This is a genomic window from Pseudomonas sp. R15(2017) (assembly GCF_002112685.1).
In the GTDB taxonomy this organism is placed as follows: domain Bacteria; phylum Pseudomonadota; class Gammaproteobacteria; order Pseudomonadales; family Pseudomonadaceae; genus Aquipseudomonas; species Aquipseudomonas glycinae.
Genome location: NZ_NEII01000015.1, coordinates 118,654 through 143,843 on the forward strand (window position 1 = coordinate 118,654; position 25,190 = coordinate 143,843).

Consider the following 25,190-nt stretch of genomic DNA (forward strand, 5'->3'; position numbering starts at 1 on the left):
GTTCCCACGCTCTGCGTGGGAATGCAGCCCGGGACGCTCCGCGTCCCAAAGCGGACGCAGAGCGTCCATTGAGGCATTCCCACGCAGAGCGTGGGAACGATCATTACAGGCCTACAACGTCTTCAGCCTGCAACCCCTTCTGCCCTTCCACCACCGCGTATTCAACCTGCTGACCCTCGGTCAGCGAACGGTGGCCTTCGCCGCGGATCGCGCGGTAGTGCACGAACACGTCCACCCCGTCTTCGCGCTGAATGAAGCCGTAGCCCTTGGCGTCGTTGAACCACTTCACGTTGCCGGTTTCACGTGTTGCCATCTGTTCATACTCCTTTTTTATTATTGAACAGGCTTTTCGCAGGAAAGCCTTTGAGGAACGTCAGCCTGCGTCCGACGTCCATAAAAGGGCCCCGGCGACAGATCGCCGAGTATATGACAGGCGGCAAAACTCTCAACAGGAGATTACTTCGCCGCTTTTTTGCCGATTTTCGCCCAATACGGCAAACTAAGGGGGCGTTCTTCATGAGTTTTCGCGCCGCGTTGTCGCCTTAAAGCGGACCAGGCAAGGCGCAGGCCGCTGGAAATGGTTGTTCCCTTTCCAAGGCCTGCAACGCAGCCTGGTCCGCTTTAAGGCACAACCCGAAGGGCCGCGCCTGCTGTTGTGCAGGGCTGCGTTGCTCGAAGCTTGTTTGGAACGACCAAACCACGCTTCTCGCGCCTTGCCCTGCACAACAGCAGGCACGGCGCGGCACGAAAACTCATGAAGAACGCCCCCTGCCCTCCCGAGCAAACGCTCGGTTTATCCACTCACGCAGAAGCCGTATGACTCGTTCCCCGTTCCGCCGTCTTGTGTTTGGCACCTTGCGCCGACTGTTGTATCTCTGGGTTCGCTCCGAGACGATCAACCAGTCGTCGTTCACCCTCAACCTAGACCGCAGTCGTCCGGTGTTCTACGTCCTGCAAAACCCATCGCTGACCGATCTGGCGGTGGTCGACACCGAGTGCACCAAGGCCGGTCTGCCGCGCCCGGTGCTGCCGGTGTCCGTGGGTTCGCTGATCGAACCGGCGGCGTTCTTCTACCTGACGCCGGACCCGGACTGGCTCGGCCGCCAGGACAAGCGCGGCGCGCCGCCGACCCTGACCCGCCTGGTCAGCGCCCTGAGCCAGAACGCTGCCGAAGATGCACAGATCATTCCGGTCAGCGTGTTCTGGGGCCAGTCGCCGGACAGCGAGAACAGCCCGTGGAAATTGCTGTTCGCCGACAGCTGGGCCGTCACCGGGCGTCTGCGTCGTCTGCTGAGCATCATGATTCTGGGACGCAAGACTCGTGTGCAATTCTCCGCACCGATCCACCTGCGCGAGCTGATCGAACACAACAAGGGCCACGAACGCACCGTGCGCATGGCCCAGCGAATCCTGCGGGTGCACTTCCGCAACCTCAAGGCTGCGGTGATCGGCCCGGACATTTCCCACCGCCGCAACCTGGTCAAAGGCCTGCTCAACCAGCCGCTGGTCAAGCAAGCGATCCTCGACGAAGCCGAGCGCGAAAACATCTCCCCGGAAAAAGCCAAGGCCCAGGCCCTGCGCTATGGCAACGAGATCGCCTCGGACTACACCTACACCGCGATCCGTTTTCTGGAAGTGGTACTGAGCTGGTTCTGGAACAAGATCTACGACGGGATCAAGGTCAACCACATCGAAGGCGTGCAGAAGGTCGCCCAGGGTCACGAAGTGATCTACGTACCGTGCCACCGCAGCCATATCGACTACCTGCTGCTGTCGTACCTGCTGTTCCGCAACGGCCTGACCCCGCCGCACATCGCCGCCGGGATCAACCTGAACATGCCGGTGATCGGCAGCCTGCTGCGTCGCGGCGGTGCGTTCTTCATGCGCCGCACGTTCAAGGGCAATCCGCTGTACACCTCGGTGTTCAACGAGTACCTGCACACCCTGTTCACCACAGGTTTCCCGGTCGAGTACTTCGTCGAAGGCGGTCGCTCGCGTACCGGGCGCATGCTGCAACCGAAAACCGGGATGCTGGCGATCACCCTGCGCAGTTTCCTGCGTTCGTCGCGGATGCCGATCGTGTTCGTGCCGGTGTACATCGGTTACGAGCGCGTGCTTGAAGGCCGGACCTACCTCGGCGAACTGCGTGGCGCGAGCAAGAAGAAAGAATCGATCTTCGACATCTTCAAAGTCATCGGCGCGCTCAAGCAGCGCTTTGGCCAGGTGGCGGTGAACTTCGGCGAGCCGATCAAACTCGCGGAATTCCTCGACAGCGAACAACCAGGGTGGCGCCAGCAGGAACTCGGCCCGCAGTACAAGCCGGCCTGGCTCAACGAAACCACCAACCGCCTCGGCGAGAAAGTCGCGCAGCGTCTGAACGAAGCGGCGGCGATCAACCCGGTCAACCTGGTGGCGCTGGCACTACTGTCGACCACCCGCCTTGCACTCGACGATCGGGCCATGGCGCGGGTGCTGGATCTGTATCTGGCATTGCTGCGCAAAGTCCCGTACTCGCCGCACACCACCTTGCCGGAAGGCGATGGCCGGGCGCTGATCGAACACGTGAAGGACATGGATCTGCTGTCCGAGCAGAACGATGCGCTGGGCAAGATTCTGTATCTGGACGAGCAGAACGCCGTCCTGATGACCTACTACCGCAACAACGTGTTGCACATCTTCGCCCTGCCGGCGCTGCTGGCGAGTTTCTTCCAGAGCACCTCGCGCATGAGCCGCGAACAGATCCTGCGCTATACCCGCGCACTGTATCCGTACCTGCAATCGGAACTGTTCATCCGCTGGCCCCTGGAAGAACTGGATGCGGTGATCGATCAGTGGCTCCAAGCGTTCGTCGAACAAGGCCTGCTGCGCTTCGAAAAAGACGTCTACCTGCGCCCGGCGCCAAGCTCGCGGCATTTTGTGCTGCTGACATTGCTGTCGAAGAGCATCGCCCAGACCCTGCAACGCTTCTACATGACGGTTTCCCTGCTGCTCAACAGCGGCCAGAACAGCATCAGCGCCGAAGAACTGGAAGACTTGTGCACGGTCATGGCCCAGCGCCTGTCGATCCTGCATGGCCTGAACGCACCGGAATTCTTCGACAAGAGCCTGTTCCGCCACTTCATCCAGACCCTGCTCGACCTCGACGTGCTGCGTCGCGATGAAGCCGGCAAGCTGAGCTATCACGAACTGCTCGGCGAACTGGCCGAAGGCGCAGCCAAACGGGTGTTGCCGGCGGAGATTCGCCTGTCGATCCGTCAGGTAGCCCTGCATCGCAGCGAAGATGCGGCCGATCAGGTCGCCCCTCCTGTGCAAAACGACTAAATTCCTACAGGCGCCAGGCTTCTTCTGGCGCCGTCGATACGGAGATCTGCGATGAAAAAACTCTCTCTGCTGGCCGCCGCCACCCTGCTCAGCGCCTGCCAGTCGACTTCACCGGCCGGCAAGGTCAGCCTCGACGGCGAAGTGTTCTATCTGCAACGCATCGCCCTGCCACCCAGTGCGACCTTGAGTGTGAGCCTGCAGGACGTTTCGCTGGCCGATGCTCCGGCCGTGGTACTCGACGAACAGACAGGCCCGATCAAAGGCCAGGTGCCGCTGCCGTTCCACTTGAGCTACGATCCGGCCCAGGTCAAACCCGGCCACCGCTACTCGGTCAGCGCACGCATTGAAGTCAACGGCGAGCTGATGTTCATCACCACCGAAAACCATGCCGTGCAGCTCGATGGCAAGGATCCGCAGCCACTGAAGATCCGTGTCGACGCCGCCCGCTAACTCACTCTCAACAAGGAAGCCGTCATGCTCCGCCCTACCCTTCGCTTCGCCGGCCTGTGCGCGGGCCTGATGATCTCCGCCAACGCACTGGCCCTGTCCCTCAGCGACCTGTCGCAAGGCGACGCCACCGGCGGCCTCAAGGATGCCCTGACCCAAGGCGCGCAACTGGCCGTCAAACAACTCGGCACCCCGGGTGGCTTCAGCAACAACCCGGACGTGAAAATCGAACTGCCGGGCAAACTCGGCAAAGTCGCCGGCAAGATGAAAGCCTTCGGCATGGGCGCCCAGGTCGAGGAGCTGGAAACCGCCATGAACAAGGCTGCGGAAACCGCCGTCACCCAGGCCCAGCCGATCCTGGTCGACGCCGTGAAGAAAATGAGCGTGGAAGACGCCAAAGGCATCCTCAGCGGCGGCAACGACTCCGCCACCCAATACCTGGACAAATCCAGCCGCGAACAGATCCGCACCAAGTTCCTGCCGATCGTCAAACAGGCAACCGACAAGGTCGGCGTAGCCCAGAAATACAACGCCTTCGCCGGCCAGGCCGCGACCTTCGGCGTGGTCGATGCGAAAAGCGCCAACATCGAAAGCTACGTCACCGAACAAGCGCTCAACGGCCTGTTCGAAATGATCGGCAAACAGGAAGAAACCATCCGCAAGAATCCGGCCGCTGCGGCGACGAGTCTGGCGAAAAAAGTGTTCGGTACGCTCTAAACCGTCACCACACGGGAGTGAGTTTTCTCACTCCCGTTGTTCAATCCGTCGCCAGCAGACACACGTAAAAAGTACACCCACTCGCGTCCCATTTTCTTCTTCTCGAAAACCTGCAGCTCAACCAACCCGCTCAACGTCAACACCGCTGTGTTGTAGGCACAACCAAGATGCTCCTTGACGTTCCCCGCAGTGAACTCCTTCGCCACCCCGCTCCTGGCCACCTGATAAATCGCCCGCTGCCGCTCTGTCAGCCGATCAAAAAAGCCCGAACAGGTCAGCCAGCGCTCGAAGCCTTCGCTGTACGCCACACTCTTGCGGTACACGTCGGTAAAACCCTCCACCGCCCGCAAAATCACCGAACACTGAAACTCGATGAAGTACGTCAGGTCGAGCTCATCAGCCTCGCTGTGCAAATACGACCGCCCGTACTTTACCGGCGCGTTGCGCAGTAAAAGACTGATCGCGATATAGCGGAATGCCGAAAACTCGTGCTTGAACATGAGCCAGTAAAACAGCGCCCTGGCGACCCGCCCGTTGCCATCGCGAAAGGGATGTTCATAGCCCAGGGCAAAGTGCAGCGTGATCGCCTTGATCAGCGGATGCAGGTAGTTTTTTTGCCGAGGTGAACCCTGTGGTTGATTGATCCACTGCGAGAGCAAATCCAGTCGCCTCACTAATCCGACGGCAGGCGGTGGCGAGTGGACGGTATTCCCTTCGCCGTCCTGCACCACCACTTCATCGTTGGTCCTGAAAAGCCCGGGGTCGTACTGCTCGTCATCAATACCCTCGACACCGACCCGATGCATCGACGCAATCAACTCCACGCTCAAAGGCTCGTAACGTTTTTCCCAGGCGAAATTCATCATCCGGAAATTACCCATGACCATCCGCTCATCCGGCGTCCGGGGCTGGCGCCGTTGCTTGAGCATGTCCTTGGCAACACGGGTAGTGGTCGCGGCGCCTTCCAGCTGACTGCTGCTGATCGCCTCATCCTCGATCAAATCGTTAAGCAAATAACTGAAATGCGCCCGCTCGCCTATCTGGCTGGTCATGTACTCCAGCGACGCCGTGGTGGTTTGCCGATCAACCACTGAAAGGGCCTTCTGCGCGGTTGGCGTCGGCACAAACTTTCCCCACTGCGCCGGCTCCCCCAAAGGCAGAAGATGAATGTACTGAGCGGCCCGCGCCTTCTTGACCAACGCCCAACACAAACGCGAATCCAGCCCGCTGGCCCAGCGATACCGCAAATCCTCAAAAGGCAGATACCGCCCGTGATCATCCAGCGGCTTGAGCAACGCAAGATAGTCCGCCAGACGCTGCTTGTGAGGCGCGCGCATCAACAACTCAAAGACTGGATCGGCCCGACCCTTCAATACCGGCGGTTTCTTCATCAACGCTGCTCAACCAAGGATGAAAAAACAGCCTCGAGTACAGCACCGCCAACACAGCGACTCAATATCGGAGGCGTCTGAAAAACATGTAGGAGAGAACACCCCCTCCTACAACGAGCAAATAAAGGCGTAAACCACAATGAGCGTTAGCTCGAGTACCGCTCTTGACGTGCCGGCCCCTTCGGCCGGCTGAGTGGAGGGATTCATCCGGGGGTAGGCGCGAAGCGCCGTTCGACGAAGTCGAACACATCGAGAGGAGGTGCAGCGAAGCAAACCGGAGGCGATGCCCCCGGATGAATCCCGGAACGAAGGAACCCCGAGCCCCGGCGAGGGGCCGAACGCCGGGGCCCAGCCTTTTGGTTCCTTTTTGGCGTTTGAAAAAGGGACTCGCCGTAAGGGCGAAACCGCCAGCCGTAACACCCGCAGAAACGGATATTCACCCAAAACCCCCAAGAGCCTGGCCGGCCCAAAGGCCGCCACGCTCACCAAACCAAATCAAGACTCCTTACGCACCCTGAACCAAGCCGCATACAACGCCGGCAAAAACAAAAGCGTCAGAGCAGTAGCAACAATCAACCCGCCCATGATCGCCACCGCCATCGGCCCGAAAAACACACTGCGAGAAAGCGGAATCATCGCCAGCACCGCTGCCAGCGCCGTCAGCACAATCGGCCGAAACCGCCGCACGGTCGCCTCGATAATCGCCTGCCACGGCTTGAGCCCGGCGGCGATGTCCTGCTCGATCTGATCCACCAGAATCACCGAGTTACGCATGATCATCCCCGACAGCGCGATCGTCCCGAGCATCGCCACAAACCCGAACGGCTGACGGAACACCAGCAGAAACAGCGTTACTCCGATCAACCCCAGCGGTGCAGTCAGAAACACCATCGCCGTGCGCGAAAAACTGCGCAGCTGCACCATCAGCAACGTCAGCACCACGACAATGAACATCGGCACCCCGGCGTTCACCGACTTCTGCCCACGCTCCGAATCCTCCACCGTACCGCCGACATCCAGCAGATAACCGTCCGGCAATTCGGCCCGGATCGGATCAAGCGTCGGCAGGATCTGCTTCACCAGCGTCGCCGGCTGCTCCTTGCCATAGATGTCCGCGCGCACGGTCACGTTCGGCAGGCGATTGCGGTGCCAGATGATGCCTTCCTCGAAGCCATATTCCAGCGTGGCAATCTGCGACAGCGCGACGCTGCGACCGTTGTCGGTGGGCACCGCAAGGCTCGGCAGCAACGACAGTTCGGTGCGCTCGTGCACGGTGCCACGCAGGAGGATTTCGATCAGTTCGTTGTCCTCGCGGTACTGGCTGACACTGGAACCGGTCAGCGAACTCTGGAGGAATTTCGCCAGATTCGCCGTGCTCACTCCCAGGGCCCGGGCGCGATCCTGATCAATGTTCAGGTACACGACCTTGCTCGGCTCTTCCCAGTCCAGATGCACGTTGACCACATGCGGGTTCTCGCGAACCTTGGCCGCCACCTTCCGCGCCAAAGCACGGACTTCCTCGATGTGCTCGCCGGTGACACGGAACTGCACCGGATAGCCAACCGGAGGACCGTTCTCCAGGCGCGTGACCCGCGAACGCAGAGCCGGGAACTGCTCGTTCAACGTGTCGATCAGCCACGTGCGCAGCGCTTCGCGTTCCTCGATGGTTTTCGCCAGCACGACGAACTGGGCGAAGCTCGCCGCCGGCAGTTGTTGATCCAGCGGCAGGTAGAAACGTGGCGAACCGGTGCCGACGTAAGCGACGTAGTTATCGATACCAGCGTGATCCTTGAGCATCGCTTCCAGGCGTTTGACCTCACCCGTGGTATTGGCCAGCGAGGCGCCCTCGGCGAGTTTCAGATCGACCATCAACTCCAGACGGCCGGAAGCCGGGAAGAACTGCTGCGGCACGAACCGGAACAACGCCACCGACGCCACGAACAGCAGCACGGTGAGCACGATCACGGTTTTGCGCCGACGCACGCACCACTCCACCAGACGCCGCACCCGTTGGTAGAACGGCGTGCCGTAGGGATCGGTCTGGCCGTCAGCCGTACCGTGTTTGGCCGCGTGAATTTTCGCCAGATCCGGCAGGAGTTTTTCCCCCAGATACGGCACGAACACCACGGCGGCCACCCAGGATGCGAGCAACGCGATGGTCACCACCTGGAAGATCGAGCGGGTGTATTCGCCGGTGCCGGACTGCGCCGTGGCAATCGGCAGGAAACCGGCGGCGGTGATCAGCGTACCGGTGAGCATCGGGAACGCGGTGCTGGTCCATGCATAACTGGCAGCCTTGATCCGGTCGAAGCCCTGCTCCATTTTGATCGCCATCATTTCCACGGCGATGATCGCGTCGTCCACCAGCAAACCCAGCGCCAGCACCAGCGCGCCGAGGGAGATTTTGTGCAGGCCGATGCCGAAGTAATACATGCAGGCGAAGGTCATCGCCAGCACCAGCGGAATGGTCAGCGCCACCACCATGCCGGTGCGTACGCCGAGGGAGAAGAAACTCACCAGCAACACGATGGCCAGTGCCTCGACCAGCACCTGGACGAACTCGCCGACACCGGTTTTCACGGCGGCGGGCTGGTCGGAGACCTTGCGCAACTGCATGCCGGCCGGCAGGTTTTTCTGGATCCGGGCGAATTCGATTTCCAGAGCCTTGCCCAGCACCAGAATGTCGCCGCCGTCCTTCATTGCCACCGCAAGACCGATGGCGTCTTCGCCCATAAAGCGCATGCGCGGCGCCGGAGGATCATTGAAACCGCGCCGCACGTCAGCGACATCGGAGATGCGGAACGTACGATCACCGACGCGGATCGGGAAGTTCTTGATCTCGTCGACTGTCTGAAAATTCCCCGACACCCGCAGCTGCAAACGCTCGCTGCCGGTTTCAAAGAAGCCGGCGGTGGACACAGCGTTCTGTTCTTCCAGCGCCTGCTGCACCGCCGCCAGCGGCAAGCCGAGGGTGGCGAGTTTGACGTTGGACAGTTCGACCCAGACCTTCTCGTCCTGCAAACCAAGCAAGTCAACCTTGCCCACATCCTTGACCCGCTGCAGCTGGATCTGGATGCGGTCAGCGTAATCCTTGAGCACCGCGTAGTCGAAACCGTCGCCGGTCAGCGCATAGATGTTGCCAAAGGTGGTGCCGAACTCATCGTTAAAAAACGGTCCTTGAATCCCCGGCGGCAGGGTCTGGCGAATGTCGCTGACCTTCTTGCGCACCTGATACCAGAGATCCGGGATCTGCACCGAATGCATCGAGTCGCGGGCAATGAACGTGACCTGGGATTCACCGGGGCGGGAGAACGAAACGATGCGCTCGTACTCGCCGGTTTCCATCAGTTTCTTTTCGATGCGTTCGGTAACCTGACGCGAGACTTCCTGAGCCGTGGCGCCGGGCCAACGGGTCTGAATAACCATCGCCTTGAAGGTGAACGGCGGGTCTTCGCTCTGGCCGAGCTTGGTGTAGGACAAGGCACCGACAATCGCCAGCAAAAGCATCAGGAACAGTACGATCTGGCGATTGCGCAGCGCCCAGGCGGAAAGATTGAAACCCATCGGGGATTACTCCTTGTCCGCCAGATTGACCACGCGGTTGGAGCGATCCACCGGACGCACTTGCTGCCCTTCCAGCAGCACATGCACGCCAGCGGCGACCACCCAGTCGCTGGCGTTCAGGCCTTCGAGCACCGGCACGGTTTTCTCACCGAACGGGCCGGTGCGCACCGGGGTCTTTTTCAGGGTGTTGTTGGCGCTGACGACCCAGACGTAAGTCGCGCCGTTTTCGGCGGTCAGCGCCGAAAGCGGCACCGACAGCGGGATGACATCGGTGGTCTGCACGAAGACGCGGGCGCTCTGGCCCAGTTCTGCCGGAACCTTGCCGGCGGTGAATGAAATGCGTGCGGCGAAGGTACGGGATTTCGGATCCGCGGCCGGCGACAGCTCGCGGATCTGCCCGGCGAAGCGCTGGTTCTGTTGCGTCCACAGCTCCACCGAAACCGGCTGGCCGACCTTGAAGCGGCCGAAGCTCTGCTCCGGCAGGCTGATCAGCACTTCCCGTTCGCCGTCAGTGGCGAGGGTGAAAACGGTCTGCCCGGCGGCGACCACCTGCCCGACTTCCACCGAACGCTTGGCCACCACGCCATCCTGGGGCGCGCGCAGCACGGCGTAACTGGCCTGATTGGTCGAGACGTTGAATTCGGCTTTGATCTGTTTGAGGCGGGCTTCGCCGGAGCGGTAGAGATTTTCGGCATTGTCGTAGGCCGAGCGGCTGACCATCTGCCGTTCCATCAGGGTCTTGTAGCGGTCACGCTCGGCGCGTACCAGGTTCAGGTTGGCTTCGGCGGCCGCGACCTGGGCCCGGGTGGCTTCCAGTTGCAGGCGCACATCCTGCGGATCGAGTTCGGCGAGCGGTTGATCGGCCTTCACGCGCTGGCCTTCCTCGACCAGTCGTCGGCTGACTTTGCCGCCGATGCGGAACGCCAGATCCGGTTCGTAGCGGGCGCGAACCTCGCCCGGATAACTTTCCATCGCCTGCGCCGAAGGCTCTGGCTGCACCACCATGGCCGGTCGCACGCTGACTGGCGTCACCTCTTCCTTGCCACATGCCGACAACAAAAACGCCAGACTGACTGGCACCGCAAAGGACAACGCATGGCGGAACATGGTGAAGGACCTTTCGCTAAGGAGGCTTGGAATAATTATACTGGCCGGTATGTTATTAATAGCAAACTCACCAGTCCAGTATTAAAAGCGAAGAATGTCGAACAATCTGTCCACTCCAAACGGCCCCGGCCGACCGAAGGATCCGGCCAAACGTCAGGCGATTCTCGAGGCGGCGAAAATCCTGTTTCTGAGTCATGGCTATGCCAACACCAGCATGGACGCGGTGGCCGCCGAGGCCGGGGTGTCAAAGCTGACGGTGTACAGCCATTTCAACGACAAGGAGACGCTGTTCTCTGCCGCCGTGGTGGCCAAATGCGAGGAGCAATTGCCGCCACTGTTCTTCGAATTGCCGGACGGCATTGCGGTGGAAAATGTGTTGCTGAACATTGCGCGAGGCTTTCACCACCTCATCAACAGTGAGGAATCGGTGAACCTGCATCGTCTGATCATGGCGCTGGGCAGTCAGGATCCCAATCTGTCACTGATCTTCTTCGAGGCCGGCCCCCAGCGCATGGTGCAAGGCATGGAACGATTGCTGCGGCGGATTCACGAAACCGGCGTGCTGAGCATCGACAACCCGCACAACGCCGCCGAGCACTTCTTTTGCCTGATCAAGGGCGCCGGGAATTTCCGTCTGTTGTACGGCTGCGGTGAGCCGCTGACCGGCGAGGCGGCGGAAAGTCATGTACAGGAAGTGGTCGGGCTGTTCATGCGGGCCTTTCGCCCCTAGTTTCTGCGGTGTCTGTCCTGACGCTATCGCTGGCAAGCCTGCTCCCACAGGGATCGAAGTGTGATCACTGATTGTGTGCACACTACTGAACCTGTGGGAGCTGGCTTGCCAGCGATTGGTGACAACCAGGTCTCAGGCCTTGAGCGCTTTCTTCGGGTAGATGTCGTAACGGCTGGATTTGCCGTCCAGCGCATGACTCGGCTTCGGCCCTTCGATGCACGGCGCCTTGCGCGGGCGCTTGACCACCACCCGGTGGGTGGCCAGTGCCAACGCCGCTTCCAGCAAGGCCGGCGCATCCGGATCATCGCCCACCAACGGGCGGAACAGACGCATTTCCTTCTTCACCAGTGCGGTTTTCTCACGATGCGGGAACATCGGGTCGAGGTAGATCACCTGCGGCGGCTCGCCCTCCCAATTGCGCATCACCTCGATGGAGTTGCCCTTGAGCAGCTTCATCCGCGCCACGATCGGCGCCACCTCGAAGTCTTCCGCCGCACGGGCCAGACCATCCTCCAGCAAGGCGCCGATCAATGGCTGGCGCTCGATCAGGCTCATCTCGCAGCCAAGACTGGCCAGTACGAACGCATCTTTCCCGAGTCCCGCCGTGGCATCCAGCACCCGAGGACGCACGCCCTGGGCGATGCCGACCGCCTTGGCGATCATCTGCCCGCTTCCACCACCGTACAACCGGCGATGGGCCGCGCCGCCCTCGACGAAATCGACCCGCACCGGGCCCGGTGCATCCGCCCCCAGTTGTTGCAGCTGCAAACCCTGCTCGCCGACCTGCAGGGCAAACTCGCCCTCAGCCACCTGCAACGGCAGGCTCAGGCGCTGCGCCCACTGCTCGGCCTGCGCTTCGAACGTCGGGCCGAGGGCCTCGACATGGATGCGGCAGGCCGCGGGTTGCTCAATCATGGAAAACACGCTCAAAAAAGTTAAGGATCGGCAAAAACCGCCGATAACCCAATCAACGCGCATTTTGCCAGAGCTGAGCGTCAACCGAAAAAAATGTCAGGCATTCTTCCCACATCGATTGGCTACATTTCGCCCACAGGCGACTTCAGCCGTCATAACACTCAAGCATTGGGCGGCGTCAGCCACCTGTGGCAGGATTTCTTTGCCCAGGCACTGGCCGAACAATCGAGTGATGTGGTGCCGGCCTGCGGCACTTTCCCGCCGGTTGATCTGGAAAGCCCTGAAGAACCGACCGTCGGCAGTGAACTGCACGCGCACATCATCAGCCAGCGCGAATGCGATGTGGTGGAAACCCAGGTGCGTCCGCCGGAGCCGCTGTTCCTGCCGATCGCCGAAATCGACATGACACTGGCCGAGCCGTACCCTCCATTCCCGCCGGAAGCCATCAAGACTCAGCAAAAACAGCAGGAATTCGACAGCAGCTGGGTTCGCCCGATCGTGATCAACAACGGTCAGCCGATTCCGGAGCCGGGCCCTGCCCCGCAGAAAAAACCGCTGTACCTGCCGATTGCCGAATTCGATCTGGATCTGCTGCAGCCTTACCCGCCGTTCCCGCCGGAAGCCATCGTCGAGCAGCAGAAAGCCCTGGACTTCGATAACGGCTGGGTGCGCCCGATCGTTCAGCAGAACCTGCGCATCGCCGCCTGATTTCTCAGCGACACACGCTCCAGCGTCCGACATCGACATGAAAGTGGTTGCGATGGGCGGCGTTGTAATCCGGACTCAACACCACACTGAACGCCTCGCAGGCACCATCGCGCACCTGACGTAGAAACTGCGCGTCCTGATTTTGCTTCGGCCAGTCCTTGAGTACGCTGATCGCGCGACCATCCGCCAGACGGAAGCCGGCAATGTCCAGCGCATCGGCGCTGGCGTGGCGACTGAGCGCGCCGTTCTGGCGGTTGTAGACGTTGCGGCAGGCGAAGCTGCCGAGGTGATCGACCCGCGCCACAGTCTGGCCGTAGGCCTGCTGCGCCGCCGGTTGCAGCGTATGGCGCTCGAACATCGCAAACGCCACGGCCAACGGGCAACTGGCGAGAAAGCTGCTGCTGAGCCCCACCCCGCCGCCCTGCACGCGCAAAGCACCCTTCAGCGGGCATTTGGCATCGGGGCTGTCGGCCTGTGGCGAAACCCGCAGGCCGGAGCTGCCCAATGCCTGCTCGCACAAGAGCGGATCGCTGCGCAGACGCATCAACTTATAGCCTGTGAGCCAGTTGGGCGTCGCCTGCACGTCCAGCGGCGCCCACGGATTCCACCGCGGCGGCACATCGAGCCAGCCGCGCCAGACGCCGATCAGGCCGCCACCGATGATCAGCAGCCCTGCCAACAGCAGCCAGCGCCCCATGCTCATCCCTTGAAGAATTGATTGGCCTTGGCGTACGGCATCGAGCGGGAAGTGAAGGTGAACGTGCCGGATTGCTGGATTTCTTCCGCCGCGCGGAAAAACTCGCCGAACGCCGCCAGGGCCAGCGCCGAACCGGTGCTGATGCGCTTCACGCCCATTTCTTCCAACTGCTGCACGGTCAGTTTCAAGCCGCCGGACATCAACACATTGACCGGTTTCGGCGCCACCGCGCGCACCACCGCCAGGACTTCTTCGGCGGTGCGCAGGCCCGGCGCGTACAGCACGTCGGCGCCGGCTTCGGCAAAGGCCTGCAGACGGCGGATGGTGTCGTTGAGATCGGGATTGCCGTGCAGATAGTTTTCCGCACGGGCCGTCAGGGTGAAGGGAAACGGCAAGCTGCGCACGGCAGCGACGGCGGCCTCGATCCTCGCCACCGCGTGTTCGAAACAGTAGATCGGTGAGTCTTCCCGGCCGGTGGCATCTTCGATCGAGCCGCCCACAGCGCCCGCCTCGGCGGCGCGGATCAGACTCTGCGCCGATTCGGCCGGGGCATCGGCGAAACCGTTTTCCAGATCCACCGCCACCGGCAGATCGGTGGCCGCAACAATCGCCCGGACATTGGCCAGGGTATCGTCGAGACTCAGGCCGCCATCGGGCTTGCCTTGGGAAAACGCATAGCCGGCGCTGGTGGTCGCCAGCGCCTGATAGCCGAGACTGGCGAGCATCCTGGCGGAACCGGCATCCCACGGATTGGGAATCACGAAAATCCCGGGGCGCTCGTGCAGGACCTTGAAGGCTTCGGCTTTACGGGTTTGTTGTTGACGGGCTTGGGCGTCCATCGGCAGGCTCCTGGGCAGGAAAGAAATCCGCCTCAGAGCAGGCCAAGTTGCTCGGCGGCGGGTTCTCTGTATAGCTCAGGCAAAGGTCGCAGGCCAGGCAAACGTTGCATCAGTTGTGCGTGAAAACGTTGCGCCAGCTTCGCCGCCAGAATGTTGTCGGCGGTGTGCAGGAAGATGTACGGCGTGCGCCCCTCTTCGATCCACTCGGCGATTTTCGCCACCCACGGCACCAGAAACGGATCGTTGGCCTCCAGCTCCGGATGGCCAATGAAGCGCACCTGCGGGAATTGAGTGAACGCTGCCGGACGCGTCGGTACGCGGGGCTTTTTCGATTGGGCGTGGATCACCGACGATTCGGTGGACAGGCAACTGAACAACGCGCGGGGATCAAGACAGATACGCTCCACGCCGCGATCCAGCAGCAGCCGATTGAGCAGTCGCTCACTCTCGCCCTTGGCGAAGAATTGTTCGTGGCGCACTTCCACCGCCAGCGGACAATCCAACGCATCGATGAACGCAGAAAGCTCCGGCAAGCGGTGTGGCGTGAAGCTTTTCGACAGTTGCAGCCACATTGGCGAGACACGCTCACCCAGCGGTTTGAGTAACTGGAGGAAGGTTTCGGCGGCAGTCAGTTGATCGCGCAAGTCGCCGCTGTGGCTGATGTCACCGGGGAACTTGGCGGTGAAGCGAAAGTGTTCCGGCATGACCTCGGCCCAACGCTGCACGGTGGCCGGCGACGGACTGGCGTAGAAGGTCGTGTTGCCTTCCACGGCGTTGAACACTTGCGAATAGAGTCCGAGGAAATCGGAGGTCTTGGCGTCTACCGGATACAGGTACTCGCGCCAGGCGTTTTCGCTCCAGGACGGGCAACCGAGGTAGTAAGGCAGATCCATCAGATGTACAGATCGAGGCCCAGCACGTCGGCATCCCAATCGACAAAACCGGCGGTGCTCAGGTAGCTGGCCAGGGCCATGGCCACGCTTTTCTTCATCGCGCGGTGATAAATCATGTCTTGTTGACGGGCTGGCAGATTGCTCAGGCGTTGGGCGGTGGCTTTGGCGGCACGGGCAGCCAGTTGCTCTTCGGTCGGGAATTCCAGCTCGCCGTCGATATCGTCGACGGACTCATCCAGCGCCGGATTGCCTTTGCGAGGCTTGCGCTTGATGGGGTAGGAATGAGTGGAAACGCCGTCTATACGCATAAAGTCATGCTCGGTATCGATGATGGCAATTTAGCGGCACCTGACCGACTTAGCAAATCGCCGAGTGATAACTAGAACACATAAAAGACAAAAGGTTTAAAGCGCGGGGTTAGAAACGGACGATTGGCAGATCGGGTGGGACCCTGCGGCGAATGCCACAGGGTGAATGGCCTCAGCGGGCTTTCGGGGTGGCCACTTTGTCGCGCAGATAAACCGGCTGGGCGTCGTCTGCCGGAATCGCTTCGCCGCGCTCCCAGGCAAAGCGCGCCAGGGTCAGCAGGTCTTCGGCGTGGGGCAGCATACCCGCATCGGACCCGCTCAGGTTTACAGCGATGCGTTCGCCATAACCCCAGCCAGTACCGGCACCGAACCAGTCGCCCGAGGCATCGTCCGGCAATGCGGCGACTTCCGGCGGCAGCACCGCCTCGGCGCCGACCAGACGCATCTCGCCGGCCGTCTCGCGGTAGCAGCCCCAATACACCTCATCCATGCGCGCATCGATGGCGGCCGCGACCTGGCTCACGCCGTGCTCGCGATAAGCCCGTTGCGCCAGCACGGCCAGGTTCGACACCGGCAATACCGGGCGATCCAGCGCAAAGGCCAGGCCTTGCACCACGCCAATCGCAATCCGCACGCCAGTGAAAGCGCCCGGCCCACGGCCGAAGGCGATGGCATCCACCGCTTGCAGGGTGGTGCCGGCGTCGGCCAGCAGTTGCTGGATCATCGGCAGCAGTTTCTGCGCATGCAGGCGCGGGATCACCTCGTAATGGCTCGTGACCTTGCCGTCATGCAGCAAGGCAACGGAGCAAGCTTCAGTCGCGGTGTCCAGGGCCAGCAAGGTGCTCATCGATGTGTCCGTAAATCAGGTGGGGAAAAGTGCGCCAGTATAAACAACTACGGCCCGCAAGCGGGCCGTGGATGATGCAGCGGATCAGGTTTTTCAGCTCAGGGCTTCAAGCACCTTGGCGGTGATCGCTTCAACCGAACCGACGCCTGGGATATGGCTGTACTTCGGCTTGCCACCGTTCCTGGCGGACAGGTTCTGGTAGAACTCCACCAGCGGCTTGGTCTGCGAGTGGTAGACCGACAGGCGATGACGCACGGTTTCTTCGGTGTCGTCCTTGCGCTGTACCAGCTCTTCGCCGGTGATGTCGTCTTTGCCGGCCAGTTTCGGCGGGTTGTAGACGATGTGGTAAACGCGGCCGCTGGCCTCGTGAACGCGACGACCGGCGATACGCTGAACGATTTCTTCGTCTTCAACGGCGATTTCGACCACGGCGTCCAGCTCGACACCGGCAGTCACCAGCGCTTCAGCCTGAGGAATGGTGCGCGGGAAGCCATCGAACAGGAAACCCTTGGCGCAATCGGCTTGAGCGATACGGTCCTTGACCAGCGCGATGATCAGGTCATCCGACACCAGGCCGCCGGCATCCATGATGCTCTTGGCCTTGATGCCCAGCTCGGTGCCGGCCTTGACCGCAGCACGCAGCATGTCGCCGGTGGAAATTTGCGGAATGCCGAATTTCTCGGTGATGAACTTAGCCTGAGTACCTTTACCGGCCCCGGGAGCTCCCAGCAGAATGACGCGCATCGATGTGCTCCTCAATTTTTTATATAAAAAACAACGGATTCGCCTCGTGGGGCCAATCTCATAAAACGGGTCGTGGCCGCCCAAACGGCCAAAGGCTGATCAAGATACACAGCAGGCTGCGCCCACACAAGACGCCAAAAGTCGGAGAAACCGGCGCCCGCCGCGACCTTGCGACGCGGTTCCCCAAGTCGCAACCCCATCATTAACTGTCGCCTGACCGCATTTTTCCCACGGCCAATAAACGGCACCCGAGGCTCGCCCCGGGTGCCCCGCCCCACGCAGAAAACCTTAGCCGGTATTTCGCAAACCGGCGGCAATCCCCGCCACAGACACCAGCAACGCCTGTTCCACCGGGCTGCCCTGCTCGACATTCTGTCGCCGCGAACGCGCCAGCAACTCGGCCTGCAATAGATGCAGCGGGTCGAGGTAGGTGTTGCGCAGGCGGATGAATTCCAGGGTGTCCGGGCTATGTGCCAGTAGCTGCGACTGGCCGGTCAGGCCGAGGACGACGGAACACGCCTGCGACAATAGGTCGCGTAAGTGCGCACCCAAAGGCAGCAAGTCCGGCGCCACCAATCGTTCGTCGTAGGACAGCGCAATGTCGGCGTCGGCCTTTGCCAGCACCATCTCCAGCATGTCGATGCGCGTGCGGAAGAACGGCCACTGCTCACGCATCTGGCCCAGCAATTCACCTTCGCCGCGCTCCAGCGCCTTGCTCAACGCGGTTTCCCAGCCGAGCCAGGCCGGCAGCATCAGGCGAGTCTGGGTCCAGCCGAAGATCCATGGAATCGCCCGCAGACTTTCGATGCCACCGGCACGGCGCTTGGCCGGACGGCTGCCCAATGGCAAACGCCCCAACTCCTGCTCGGGGGTCGACTGGCGGAAATACTCGACGAATTGCGGATTTTCCCGCACCACCGCACGGTAGGCCGCGACGCCGTCAGCGGCCAGCTCGTCCATCAGATGCCGCCATTCGGGGGTTGGTGGCGGCGGAGGCAACAGGGTCGCTTCGAGCACGGCGGCCAGATACAGATTGAGGTTTTGCTCGGCGATGTCCGGCAGGCCGAATTTGAATCGAATCATTTCCCCCTGCTCGGTGGTGCGGAAACGTCCGCCCACCGAACCCGGCGGCTGCGACAGAATCGCCGCGTGCGCCGGGCCGCCGCCACGGCCCACGGTGCCACCGCGACCGTGAAACAGCAGCAGTTCGACTTGCTGCTCACGACAGATTTCCACCAGCCGCTCCTGCGCCCGGTACTGCGCCCAGGCTGCCGCAGTGGTGCCGGCGTCCTTGGCCGAGTCGGAATAGCCGATCATCACTTCCTGCGGGCCTTGCAGCCGCGCGCGGTAACCCGGCAGCAGCAACAGGCGCTCGATCACCGGGCCGGCGTTGTCGAGGTCGGCGAGGGTTTCGAACAGCGGCACCACGCGCATCGGCCGCAGTACGCCGGACTCCTTGAGCAGCAGTTGCACCGCCAGCACATCGGAAGCGGCACCGGCCATGGAGATCACGTAGGAGCCCAGCGAAGCGCCCGGCGCGGCGGCGACTTCCTTGCAGGTGGCGAGCACTTCGGCGGTATCGGCCGAGGGTTTGAAATGCGCCGGCAGCAACGGCCGACGGTTTTGCAGTTCGCGAGTCAGGAAGCTGATGCGCTGTTCTTCGTCCCACTCTTCGTATTTGCCGAGGCCGAGGTAATCGGTGATTTCGGTCATGGCCGCGCTGTGACGGGACGAGTCCTGACGCACATCGAGGCGCACCAGAAACAGGCCGAAGGTCACGGCCCGGCGCAGGCAATCGAGCAACGGCCCGTCGGCGATCACGCCCATGCCGCATTCGTGCAGCGAGTTGAAACACAGTTCCAGCGGATCGAGCAGGTCACGGTTGTTGTGCAGCACATCGGCCGGGGCCGGCGTGGTCGCGGTCAGCGATGCATGGGCCCAGTTGCGCGTGGCGCGCAGGCGTTCACGCAATTGCTTGAGCACCGCCCGATACGGCTCGGCACTGTCGCCGGCCCGGGCCTTGAGCGCGTCGCTGGCCTGCTGCATCGACAGTTCGGCGGCCAGGTGATCGACATCACGCAGGTACAGATCCGCCGCCATCCAACGCGCCAGCAACAGCACTTCGCGGGTCACGGCAGCGGTTACGTTCGGGTTACCGTCACGGTCGCCGCCCATCCACGAAGCGAAGCGGATCGGCGCAGCTTCCAGCGGCAAACGCAGTCCAGTGGCCGTAAACAGCGCCTGATCAGCCTTGCGCATATGGTTGGGAATCGCCTGCCACAGCGAGTGTTCGATTACCGCAAAACCCCACTTGGCCTCGTCCACCGGAGTCGGCCGGGTGCGGCGGATTTCTTCGGTGTGCCAGGCTTCGGCGATCAAACGTTGCAGGGTGATGTGGATCTGTTCGCGTTCGGCCGTGGTCAGGTCACGGTGATCCTGGGCCGCCAGTTGCGCGGCGATCGCGTCGTACTTCTGGATCAGCGTGCGCCGAGCCACTTCGGTCGGGTGCGCGGTGAGCACCAGTTCGATTTCCAGCCGCGCCAGTTGCCGGGCCAGGGATTCGGCGCTGTGCCCTTCGTTGCGCAGGCGGGCGAGCAATTCCGGCAACACGCGGGACTCGAACGGCGCGGCCTGGGTCTCTTCGCGGCGATGGATGAGCTGGTACTGCTCGGCGATGTTCGCCAGGTTGAGAAACTGGTTGAAGGCCCGCGCCACCGGCAACAATTCGTCTTCGCTCAATTGATTGAGGCTGGCGCTGAGTTCGGCGTCCATCGAGCCGCGCCGGTCGGCCTTGGCGCCCTTGCGGATCTGCTCGATCTTGTCGAGAAACGCCTCGCCGTACTGGTCACGAATGGTGTTGCCCAACAGCTCACCGAGCAGGTGAACGTCTTCGCGCAAGCGTGCATCAATATCGGTCATCAGCATCTCTCCAGCAGTAATCGGTGACGGATCGCAAGTGAGTGGATGAACAGAGAGTGCCGCTCTGGAACGCTTCTTACAAGCAGACGACGAAGGGACTTTAAACCTTGAGGGTTGCAGCTAGTCTCAAGAGTAAGCCGCACAACGGCTTGCCGCCGGCAGACGCCGGACACTCACCAAGACCTGCCATGAGCAGGTGCGACATGAGGTTCTTATGAAAATCCGTGAACTCGCCCAGCATTGGGAAGAAACCGCCAAGGGTCGCCTGACCGATACCGGCTACACGATTCATCTGGATGTGGAAGCTGCCGCTCGGCTGGCGGCAATCGCCGAGATGTACCCCAAACGCCACGCCGAAGAACTGCTCGGCGAGCTGATCGGCGCCGCCCTCGAAGAGTTCGAAGCGAGCCTGCCGTATGTGAAAGGTTCGACCGTGGTCGCCACCGACGAGGAAGGCGATCCGCTGTATGAGGATGTCGGCCCGACGCCGCGTTTTCTCGCCCTGTCGCGGCGTCATCTGCACGATCTGTCGGCCGCTGCCGGCAAGCAAAAACACTGATTCCGGAACACCTCAAAACGGTGGGCGTGGACTTGCCCGCGATGGCGTCAGTTCAGTCACAGATGTGTTGAATTTGATGGCCTCATCGCTGGCAAGCCAGCTCCCGCAGGGTCTGTATTTTTCCTCTGCTCTTACGCCATTTTTCGCCCGCGCGTACCACTCTCCCCCGCCAAAGTTCCCGTTTTAGAGCCTTGTCCGTTCGGTCAGAATATTTTTTGGCGATGAGCCATCTTTTCTGAACTTTTGAAAAAAGCCTTCGGTCGGAACAGGTAACCACGCCTGGAACGAGCGTTTCAAAACGCGCTGACACATGACGGTTGTCACTCCTCGACCAGGATGGATTTCGAAGCTTCCAAGGAGTTAACCAATGGAGTTGAAGACCATGAAGACCCAAACCTCGTTCTCCCACCTGCGCGGTCTGAAACTGGCCGCTCTGGCCATCGGCACCAGCTTCGTACTGGCCGGCTGCGCCGGCAATCCACCGACCGAGCAGTACGCCGTGACTCAATCGGCGGTCAACAGCGCGGTCAGCGCCGGCGGTACCGAGTTTGCCGCCGTGGAAATGAAGCAGGCACAGGACAAGCTCAAACAAGCCGAAATCGCCATGCACGACAAAAAGTATGACGAAGCCCGCATCCTCGCCGAACAGGCCGAGTGGGACGCGCGCGTCGCCGAACGCAAGGCTCAGGCGATGAAAGCCGAACAAGCGGTGAAGGATTCCCAGAAAGGTGTTCAGGAACTGCGTCAGGAAAGTCAGCGCACTGTGCAGTAAGCGCGCATCCCGACCGCAAGGCTGAAACTCTTATCGATAGAAAGGACGAACGATTATGCGTAAACAACTGATGATCCCCGCTCTTCTGGCCGCAAGCGTTGCCCTGGCTGCCTGCTCGACGCCGCCTAACCCGAATCTGGAACAGGCACGCACCAACTACGCCGGCCTGCAGGCCAACCCGCAGGCGAGCAAAGTCGCGGCACTGGAAACCAAGGACGCCAGTGATTACCTGGACAAAGCCGACAAGGCTTATCTGGACAAGGAAGACCAGCACAAGGTCGACCAACTGGCCTATCTGACCAACCAGCGCGTGGAAGTGGCCAAGCAGACCATCGCCCTGCGCACCGCTGAAAACAACCTGAAGAACGCCGCCGCCCAACGTGCCCAGGCCCGTCTGGATGCCCGCGATCAGCAGATCAAGCAGCTGCAGGACAGCCTCAACGCCAAGCAGACCGATCGCGGTACGCTGGTGACTTTCGGTGACGTGCTGTTCGCCACCAACAAGGCCGACCTGAAATCCAGCGGTCTGGTGAACATCAACAAACTGGCGCAGTTCCTCCAGGAAAACCCGGATCGCAAAGTGATCGTCGAAGGCTATACCGACAGCACCGGCTCGGCGAGCTACAACCAGTCGCTGTCCGAGCGTCGCGCAACATCGGTGCAGGTTGCGCTGATCAAGATGGGTGTAGACCCTTCGCGCATCGTGGTGCAGGGCTATGGCAAGGAATACCCGGTTGCGGATAACGGCAGCGTGTCGGGCCGTGCGATGAACCGTCGGGTGGAAGTGACCATTTCCAACGACAACCAACCAGTGATGCCACGTTCGGCTGTCAGCTCGAACTAAGCGTTACGCGGTAACGAACAAGCCCCGCCTGACTTGATCAGGCGGGGCTTTTGTTTGACTGGAACTCTGTGGGAGCGAGCTTGCTCGCGATAGCGTCCTTTCAGTCAGCAATTATTTGACTGATCCACCGCGATCGCGAGCAAGCTCGCTCCCACATGAAACTGAATTATTGCTCAAGCTTCTGCGGGGTCTCTTCGCCCATGCAGCGCACGGCTTTTTTCTGTGCATTGATCAGCACTCCGGTCAGGCCTTTCTGTTCGGTGTCGAACAGCACCAGCACGCCATCGATGCATTGCGCCACTTGCGGCGCCGGCGTCAGCGAGACCTTGTAGTCTTCGCCGGGAACGGTCTTGAGCATGGTGAATTCGTTGAGCAGCAACGCATCCTCGGGTTTGGCGAAGTGCAGGTAGCCGTAGTACCACAGGGCGCCGACGGTGCCGAGGATGCTGCAGATACCGGTGATGATCAGCGGGATGGCGTTGCGTTCTTCACTCATTGCGGACTCTCTGGTGGTTCGTCTTCAGAATTCGGGGGTGTTGGATAATTCGGGATCTCGCCGAGGCGGCGCAGGCCGTTGAAGTGTTCGGGATCGTCGAGGTAACGCAGCATCACCTGACGCCAGACCGGATCGCCGAAGGTCTGCACATGCCCGCCCCGAGTCAGTTGCAGCACACGTGGTGGCGGCGCAGCTTGATACAGACGGATGCCGTTGGAAAGCGGCACCAGCGGATCGTCGAGGCTGTGGAAGATCAGTTTCGGCACGCCGTTGAGCTGCGGCATGGCGTTGATCGCACTGTCGCCATCCGGCACCAGCCACGACAACGGCACCTGAAACGGCCACGTCAGCCACGAGGTGCTGAGGGCGTATTGGCCGACGCTGCGGTAACTGGCGGGCACGCCGTCGAGCACCAGGGCCTTGAGCTGCTTCTGTCTTTGCGGATGTTGCACCAGCCAGTGCACGGCCATCGCCCCGCCGAGGCTTTGGCCCAGCAGCACCAGCGGTTTGCCTTTGACCTCAGGCGCCTTGTCCAGCCAGGCGAAGGCGGCATCGATGTCCTGATAGATCGCCGGCAGACTTGGTTCGCCCTCGGACAGGCCGTAACCGCGATAGTCCACCAGCAGCACTTGATAGCCGTTCTTCGGCAGCCACCAGCTCCCGCCCAGGTGCATCGGCAAATTGCCGCCGTTGCCGTGCAGGTGCAGCACCGTGCCCTTGACCTCGACACCGGACTTGGCAGGCAGCCACCAGGCATTCAGCTTGAGGCCGTCGGCGGTGGTCAGGGTGACGGTGCGGTATTCGAGTTTGGCCTTTTCCGGCGTGAAGATCTGACCCGGCTCGGGATAGAACAGCAAGGAGCTGCAACCGCCGAGGGTCAGGAGCAGGCAAAGGATGCCGAGGATTCTCATCCGGTGAAACCTCGCAAAATTTCGAGTTGGAATTAGATCGTTCCCACGTCGAGGCGTCGAACCGTCCGCGTGGGAATGCCGCCATGGACGCTCCGCGTCCACTGTGACGCAGAGCGTCACGGGATGCATTCCCACGCAGAGCGTGGGAACGATCAACGTGGGAACGATCAATCGTTGTGGTTACAGGATGTTGGAGTAATCCGCCTCGATCCGGTCCAGGCTCAAGTGATTGAGGAAGTTGGAGAAGCACATCCACGCCGACAGCGCGTTCATGTCACGGAACTGGTCCGGCAGGTACTTGGGCGGCACCACCAGGCCTTCGTCCACCAGCTGACGCAAGGTTCGCATGTCCTCCAGCGTAGTCTTGCCGCAGAACAACAGCGGGATCTGCTCGAGCTTGCCCTTGCGCACGGCCAACTGAATGTAGTTGTAAACCATGATAAAGCCCTTGAGGTAGGACAAGTCTTTGGTGAATGGCAGACCGGTCGGCGTCGATCCACGGAAAACGCGACTGGCGTTGCCGTAGCTTTCCGCCATCTCGAAGCCCTGCTCGCGGAAGAACTCGAAGACCTGCAGAAAGTCCGCGCCCTCCTCGACCATGTGAATGGCGCGGGTGCGGTTGGTCAGTTTGCGCAGACGGCTGGGGTAGGAGGCGAAGGTGATGATTTCCATCAGGATCGCCAGACCTTCCTGAGTCACCGTCGACGAGGGCGGGCCCTTGGACAGGAAGGTGCAGATCGGCTGGTTCAAGCCGTTGAGGGTGGTGCCGACGTGCACCAGGCCTTCGTGGACTTCCAGCGCGCGCACGTCGCGGTCGTTGAACATCGCATCGGTGCGAATCTTGATGTAGTCGGCACCCGCCGCCGCGTCGGCGACGATGCCGTCGGACTCGAACACGCGGATGGTTTCCTCGGCCTCGCCGAACACTTTGTTCAGGCGGGTTTGCAGCAGGTGAACGGCGTCCTTGGCGGTAAGGGTCTTCGGTTCGTCCTTCAGATCGCCACGGCCGTCGATGTTGTTCAGGTAATCCGACATCATCAGGCCGAGGTCGGCCAGGGTCGGGTCACCGGCATGGAACGCGTCGGACGCGGCGCCGTACAGTTCCTGGGAAATCAGGCCGAAATCCTCGGTGCCGCGCGCTTCGAGCATGCGCACCACCATCCGGTATTCCTTGCACATGCGACGCATGATCTGGCCGACCGGATTGAACTGGCCGAGTTGACGGGTGATGTCCCGTTCGATGTTCTGGAATTCCAGCTTGACCTTGCTCGAATCGAAGGACAGCGGCCGGTTGAGGTAGTAATCGCGATCCACCGCCGGCAATTCCTTGCCCTTGGCCTTGAGGAAGCCCTTGCGGATGTTCTCGTCCCACTTGACCGCGTCGAGCACGCGGATCGGCGTCTGTGCCAGCACTATGCGATCGGACAGAATGCGTATCGTCTGCTGGTAATCGTCCACCCG

At 61.3% G+C, this 25,190-nt stretch carries 23 protein-coding genes; 8 read left to right on the forward strand and 15 right to left on the reverse strand.

What is annotated here, in order from left to right; translation table 11 throughout:
- Positions 1–103: 103 nt before the first annotated feature.
- Complete coding sequence (locus CAF77_RS26100) at positions 104–313, reverse strand: cold shock domain-containing protein (RefSeq protein WP_007954750.1); 210 nt, start codon at positions 311–313, stop codon at positions 104–106.
- Positions 314–816: 503 nt separating this feature from the next.
- Between CAF77_RS26100 and plsB the strand changes: the two genes are divergently transcribed.
- From plsB to CAF77_RS26115, 3 genes are read left to right on the forward strand one after another with little or no spacing between them, the layout of a single operon-like run.
- A complete protein-coding gene (gene plsB / locus CAF77_RS26105; RefSeq protein WP_064378975.1) occupies positions 817–3,321 on the forward strand; it encodes a glycerol-3-phosphate 1-O-acyltransferase PlsB in 2,505 nt (834 codons plus the stop codon).
- 51 nt (positions 3,322–3,372) lie between these two features.
- Positions 3,373–3,771 carry a YbaY family lipoprotein gene (locus tag CAF77_RS26110; RefSeq protein ID WP_064378974.1) on the forward strand — a complete coding sequence of 133 codons (399 nt, stop codon included), beginning with the start codon at positions 3,373–3,375 and terminating at the stop codon, positions 3,769–3,771.
- A 24-nt stretch (positions 3,772–3,795) separates the two neighbouring features.
- On the forward strand, positions 3,796–4,485 hold the full coding sequence (locus CAF77_RS26115; protein ID WP_011332665.1) for a DUF4197 domain-containing protein: 690 nt from the start codon (positions 3,796–3,798) through the stop codon (positions 4,483–4,485).
- Here the strand turns inward: CAF77_RS26115 and CAF77_RS26120 are convergent.
- From CAF77_RS26120 to CAF77_RS26130, 3 genes are all read right to left on the reverse strand, one after another.
- Positions 4,482–5,876: a Fic family protein gene (locus CAF77_RS26120; protein WP_085655610.1), complete on the reverse strand. Its 1,395-nt coding sequence runs from the start codon at positions 5,874–5,876 to the stop codon at positions 4,482–4,484. The two genes, CAF77_RS26115 and CAF77_RS26120, sit on opposite strands and share 4 nt — an antisense overlap.
- Positions 5,877–6,371: 495 nt before the next feature.
- The gene (locus CAF77_RS26125; RefSeq protein ID WP_085655611.1) at positions 6,372–9,440 is read right to left on the reverse strand and encodes an efflux RND transporter permease subunit; all 3,069 of its coding nucleotides are present in this window, start codon (positions 9,438–9,440) and stop codon (positions 6,372–6,374) included.
- Positions 9,441–9,446: 6 nt separating this feature from the next.
- Entirely contained in the window at positions 9,447–10,547 is a 1,101-nt protein-coding gene (locus CAF77_RS26130; protein ID WP_085655612.1) for an efflux RND transporter periplasmic adaptor subunit, read from the reverse strand.
- 94 nt (positions 10,548–10,641) lie between these two features.
- Here CAF77_RS26130 and CAF77_RS26135 point away from each other — a divergent pair, with 94 nt between their 5' ends.
- Positions 10,642–11,277 (forward strand): TetR/AcrR family transcriptional regulator, encoded by a 636-nt coding sequence (locus tag CAF77_RS26135; protein ID WP_085655613.1) that lies wholly within the window; start codon positions 10,642–10,644, stop codon positions 11,275–11,277.
- Positions 11,278–11,409: 132 nt separating this feature from the next.
- Here the strand turns inward: CAF77_RS26135 and CAF77_RS26140 are convergent, their stop codons facing one another.
- Positions 11,410–12,192, reverse strand: coding sequence for a class I SAM-dependent methyltransferase (locus tag CAF77_RS26140; RefSeq protein WP_085655614.1), 783 nt, complete (start codon positions 12,190–12,192; stop codon positions 11,410–11,412).
- Between the two features lie 93 nt (positions 12,193–12,285).
- Between CAF77_RS26140 and CAF77_RS26145 the strand changes: the two genes are divergently transcribed.
- Positions 12,286–12,900: an energy transducer TonB gene (locus tag CAF77_RS26145; RefSeq protein WP_085655615.1), complete on the forward strand. Its 615-nt coding sequence runs from the start codon at positions 12,286–12,288 to the stop codon at positions 12,898–12,900.
- A 4-nt stretch (positions 12,901–12,904) separates the two neighbouring features.
- Here CAF77_RS26145 and CAF77_RS26150 read toward each other — a convergent pair whose 3' ends face one another.
- The 7 genes from CAF77_RS26150 to ppc form a co-directional block, all read right to left on the reverse strand.
- Positions 12,905–13,597, reverse strand: a complete 693-nt coding sequence (locus CAF77_RS26150) for an extensin family protein (RefSeq protein WP_085655616.1) — start codon at positions 13,595–13,597, stop codon at positions 12,905–12,907.
- Positions 13,598–13,599: 2 nt separating this feature from the next.
- Positions 13,600–14,436, reverse strand: coding sequence for an oxaloacetate decarboxylase (locus CAF77_RS26155; protein WP_085655617.1), 837 nt, complete (start codon positions 14,434–14,436; stop codon positions 13,600–13,602).
- A gap of 32 nt (positions 14,437–14,468) precedes the next feature.
- A complete protein-coding gene (locus CAF77_RS26160) occupies positions 14,469–15,329 on the reverse strand; it encodes a DUF72 domain-containing protein (protein ID WP_064378965.1) in 861 nt (286 codons plus the stop codon).
- Complete coding sequence (locus CAF77_RS26165) at positions 15,329–15,637, reverse strand: hypothetical protein (protein ID WP_007954720.1); 309 nt, start codon at positions 15,635–15,637, stop codon at positions 15,329–15,331. The genes CAF77_RS26160 and CAF77_RS26165 overlap by 1 nt, the downstream gene beginning before the upstream one ends.
- Positions 15,638–15,809: 172 nt before the next feature.
- A complete protein-coding gene (tsaB, locus tag CAF77_RS26170; RefSeq protein WP_007954718.1) occupies positions 15,810–16,484 on the reverse strand; it encodes a tRNA (adenosine(37)-N6)-threonylcarbamoyltransferase complex dimerization subunit type 1 TsaB in 675 nt (224 codons plus the stop codon).
- A gap of 93 nt (positions 16,485–16,577) precedes the next feature.
- Positions 16,578–17,228: an adenylate kinase gene (gene adk / locus CAF77_RS26175; RefSeq protein ID WP_064378963.1), complete on the reverse strand. Its 651-nt coding sequence runs from the start codon at positions 17,226–17,228 to the stop codon at positions 16,578–16,580.
- A 288-nt stretch (positions 17,229–17,516) separates the two neighbouring features.
- Positions 17,517–20,147, reverse strand: coding sequence for a phosphoenolpyruvate carboxylase (gene ppc, locus CAF77_RS26180; protein WP_085655624.1), 2,631 nt, complete (start codon positions 20,145–20,147; stop codon positions 17,517–17,519).
- 214 nt (positions 20,148–20,361) lie between these two features.
- On the opposite strand from ppc, the gene CAF77_RS26185 reads away from it, so the two are divergent.
- The 3 genes from CAF77_RS26185 to CAF77_RS26195 all read left to right on the forward strand — a co-directional run bounded on the left by CAF77_RS26185 (position 20,362) and on the right by CAF77_RS26195 (position 22,322).
- Positions 20,362–20,706 carry a hypothetical protein gene (locus tag CAF77_RS26185; protein WP_011332654.1) on the forward strand — a complete coding sequence of 115 codons (345 nt, stop codon included), beginning with the start codon at positions 20,362–20,364 and terminating at the stop codon, positions 20,704–20,706.
- Between the two features lie 367 nt (positions 20,707–21,073).
- The gene (locus CAF77_RS26190; RefSeq protein ID WP_064378962.1) at positions 21,074–21,478 is read left to right on the forward strand and encodes a DUF4398 domain-containing protein; all 405 of its coding nucleotides are present in this window, start codon (positions 21,074–21,076) and stop codon (positions 21,476–21,478) included.
- A 55-nt stretch (positions 21,479–21,533) separates the two neighbouring features.
- Complete coding sequence (locus CAF77_RS26195) at positions 21,534–22,322, forward strand: OmpA family protein (RefSeq protein WP_064378961.1); 789 nt, start codon at positions 21,534–21,536, stop codon at positions 22,320–22,322.
- Between the two features lie 166 nt (positions 22,323–22,488).
- On the opposite strand, the gene CAF77_RS26200 is transcribed toward CAF77_RS26195, so the two are convergent.
- From CAF77_RS26200 to CAF77_RS26210, 3 genes are all read right to left on the reverse strand, one after another.
- A complete protein-coding gene (locus CAF77_RS26200; protein WP_085655618.1) occupies positions 22,489–22,818 on the reverse strand; it encodes a hypothetical protein in 330 nt (109 codons plus the stop codon).
- Positions 22,815–23,729, reverse strand: a complete 915-nt coding sequence (locus CAF77_RS26205; RefSeq protein WP_085655619.1) for an alpha/beta hydrolase — start codon at positions 23,727–23,729, stop codon at positions 22,815–22,817. The genes CAF77_RS26200 and CAF77_RS26205 overlap by 4 nt, the downstream gene beginning before the upstream one ends.
- A 180-nt stretch (positions 23,730–23,909) precedes the next feature.
- Positions 23,910–25,187 (reverse strand): flavohemoglobin expression-modulating QEGLA motif protein, encoded by a 1,278-nt coding sequence (locus CAF77_RS26210; protein ID WP_085655620.1) that lies wholly within the window; start codon positions 25,185–25,187, stop codon positions 23,910–23,912.
- Positions 25,188–25,190: the final 3 nt, after the last annotated feature.

What these genes read in the sequence shown, in the direction of transcription:
- CAF77_RS26100 (WP_007954750.1), bottom strand. Translation starts at nt 313, where the DNA reads ATGGCAACACGTGAAACCGGCAACGTGAAGTGGTTCAACGACGCCAAG.
- plsB (WP_064378975.1), top strand. Translation starts at nt 817, where the DNA reads ATGACTCGTTCCCCGTTCCGCCGTCTTGTGTTTGGCACCTTGCGCCGA.
- CAF77_RS26110 (WP_064378974.1), top strand. Translation starts at nt 3,373, where the DNA reads ATGAAAAAACTCTCTCTGCTGGCCGCCGCCACCCTGCTCAGCGCCTGC.
- CAF77_RS26115 (WP_011332665.1), top strand. Translation starts at nt 3,796, where the DNA reads ATGCTCCGCCCTACCCTTCGCTTCGCCGGCCTGTGCGCGGGCCTGATG.
- CAF77_RS26120 (WP_085655610.1), bottom strand. Translation starts at nt 5,876, where the DNA reads ATGAAGAAACCGCCGGTATTGAAGGGTCGGGCCGATCCAGTCTTTGAG.
- CAF77_RS26125 (WP_085655611.1), bottom strand. Translation starts at nt 9,440, where the DNA reads ATGGGTTTCAATCTTTCCGCCTGGGCGCTGCGCAATCGCCAGATCGTA.
- CAF77_RS26130 (WP_085655612.1), bottom strand. Translation starts at nt 10,547, where the DNA reads ATGTTCCGCCATGCGTTGTCCTTTGCGGTGCCAGTCAGTCTGGCGTTT.
- CAF77_RS26135 (WP_085655613.1), top strand. Translation starts at nt 10,642, where the DNA reads ATGTCGAACAATCTGTCCACTCCAAACGGCCCCGGCCGACCGAAGGAT.
- CAF77_RS26140 (WP_085655614.1), bottom strand. Translation starts at nt 12,192, where the DNA reads ATGATTGAGCAACCCGCGGCCTGCCGCATCCATGTCGAGGCCCTCGGC.
- CAF77_RS26145 (WP_085655615.1), top strand. Translation starts at nt 12,286, where the DNA reads ATGTCAGGCATTCTTCCCACATCGATTGGCTACATTTCGCCCACAGGC.
- CAF77_RS26150 (WP_085655616.1), bottom strand. Translation starts at nt 13,597, where the DNA reads ATGGGGCGCTGGCTGCTGTTGGCAGGGCTGCTGATCATCGGTGGCGGC.
- CAF77_RS26155 (WP_085655617.1), bottom strand. Translation starts at nt 14,436, where the DNA reads ATGGACGCCCAAGCCCGTCAACAACAAACCCGTAAAGCCGAAGCCTTC.
- CAF77_RS26160 (WP_064378965.1), bottom strand. Translation starts at nt 15,329, where the DNA reads ATGGATCTGCCTTACTACCTCGGTTGCCCGTCCTGGAGCGAAAACGCC.
- CAF77_RS26165 (WP_007954720.1), bottom strand. Translation starts at nt 15,637, where the DNA reads ATGCGTATAGACGGCGTTTCCACTCATTCCTACCCCATCAAGCGCAAG.
- tsaB (WP_007954718.1), bottom strand. Translation starts at nt 16,484, where the DNA reads ATGAGCACCTTGCTGGCCCTGGACACCGCGACTGAAGCTTGCTCCGTT.
- adk (WP_064378963.1), bottom strand. Translation starts at nt 17,228, where the DNA reads ATGCGCGTCATTCTGCTGGGAGCTCCCGGGGCCGGTAAAGGTACTCAG.
- ppc (WP_085655624.1), bottom strand. Translation starts at nt 20,147, where the DNA reads ATGACCGATATTGATGCACGCTTGCGCGAAGACGTTCACCTGCTCGGT.
- CAF77_RS26185 (WP_011332654.1), top strand. Translation starts at nt 20,362, where the DNA reads ATGAAAATCCGTGAACTCGCCCAGCATTGGGAAGAAACCGCCAAGGGT.
- CAF77_RS26190 (WP_064378962.1), top strand. Translation starts at nt 21,074, where the DNA reads ATGGAGTTGAAGACCATGAAGACCCAAACCTCGTTCTCCCACCTGCGC.
- CAF77_RS26195 (WP_064378961.1), top strand. Translation starts at nt 21,534, where the DNA reads ATGCGTAAACAACTGATGATCCCCGCTCTTCTGGCCGCAAGCGTTGCC.
- CAF77_RS26200 (WP_085655618.1), bottom strand. Translation starts at nt 22,818, where the DNA reads ATGAGTGAAGAACGCAACGCCATCCCGCTGATCATCACCGGTATCTGC.
- CAF77_RS26205 (WP_085655619.1), bottom strand. Translation starts at nt 23,729, where the DNA reads ATGAGAATCCTCGGCATCCTTTGCCTGCTCCTGACCCTCGGCGGTTGC.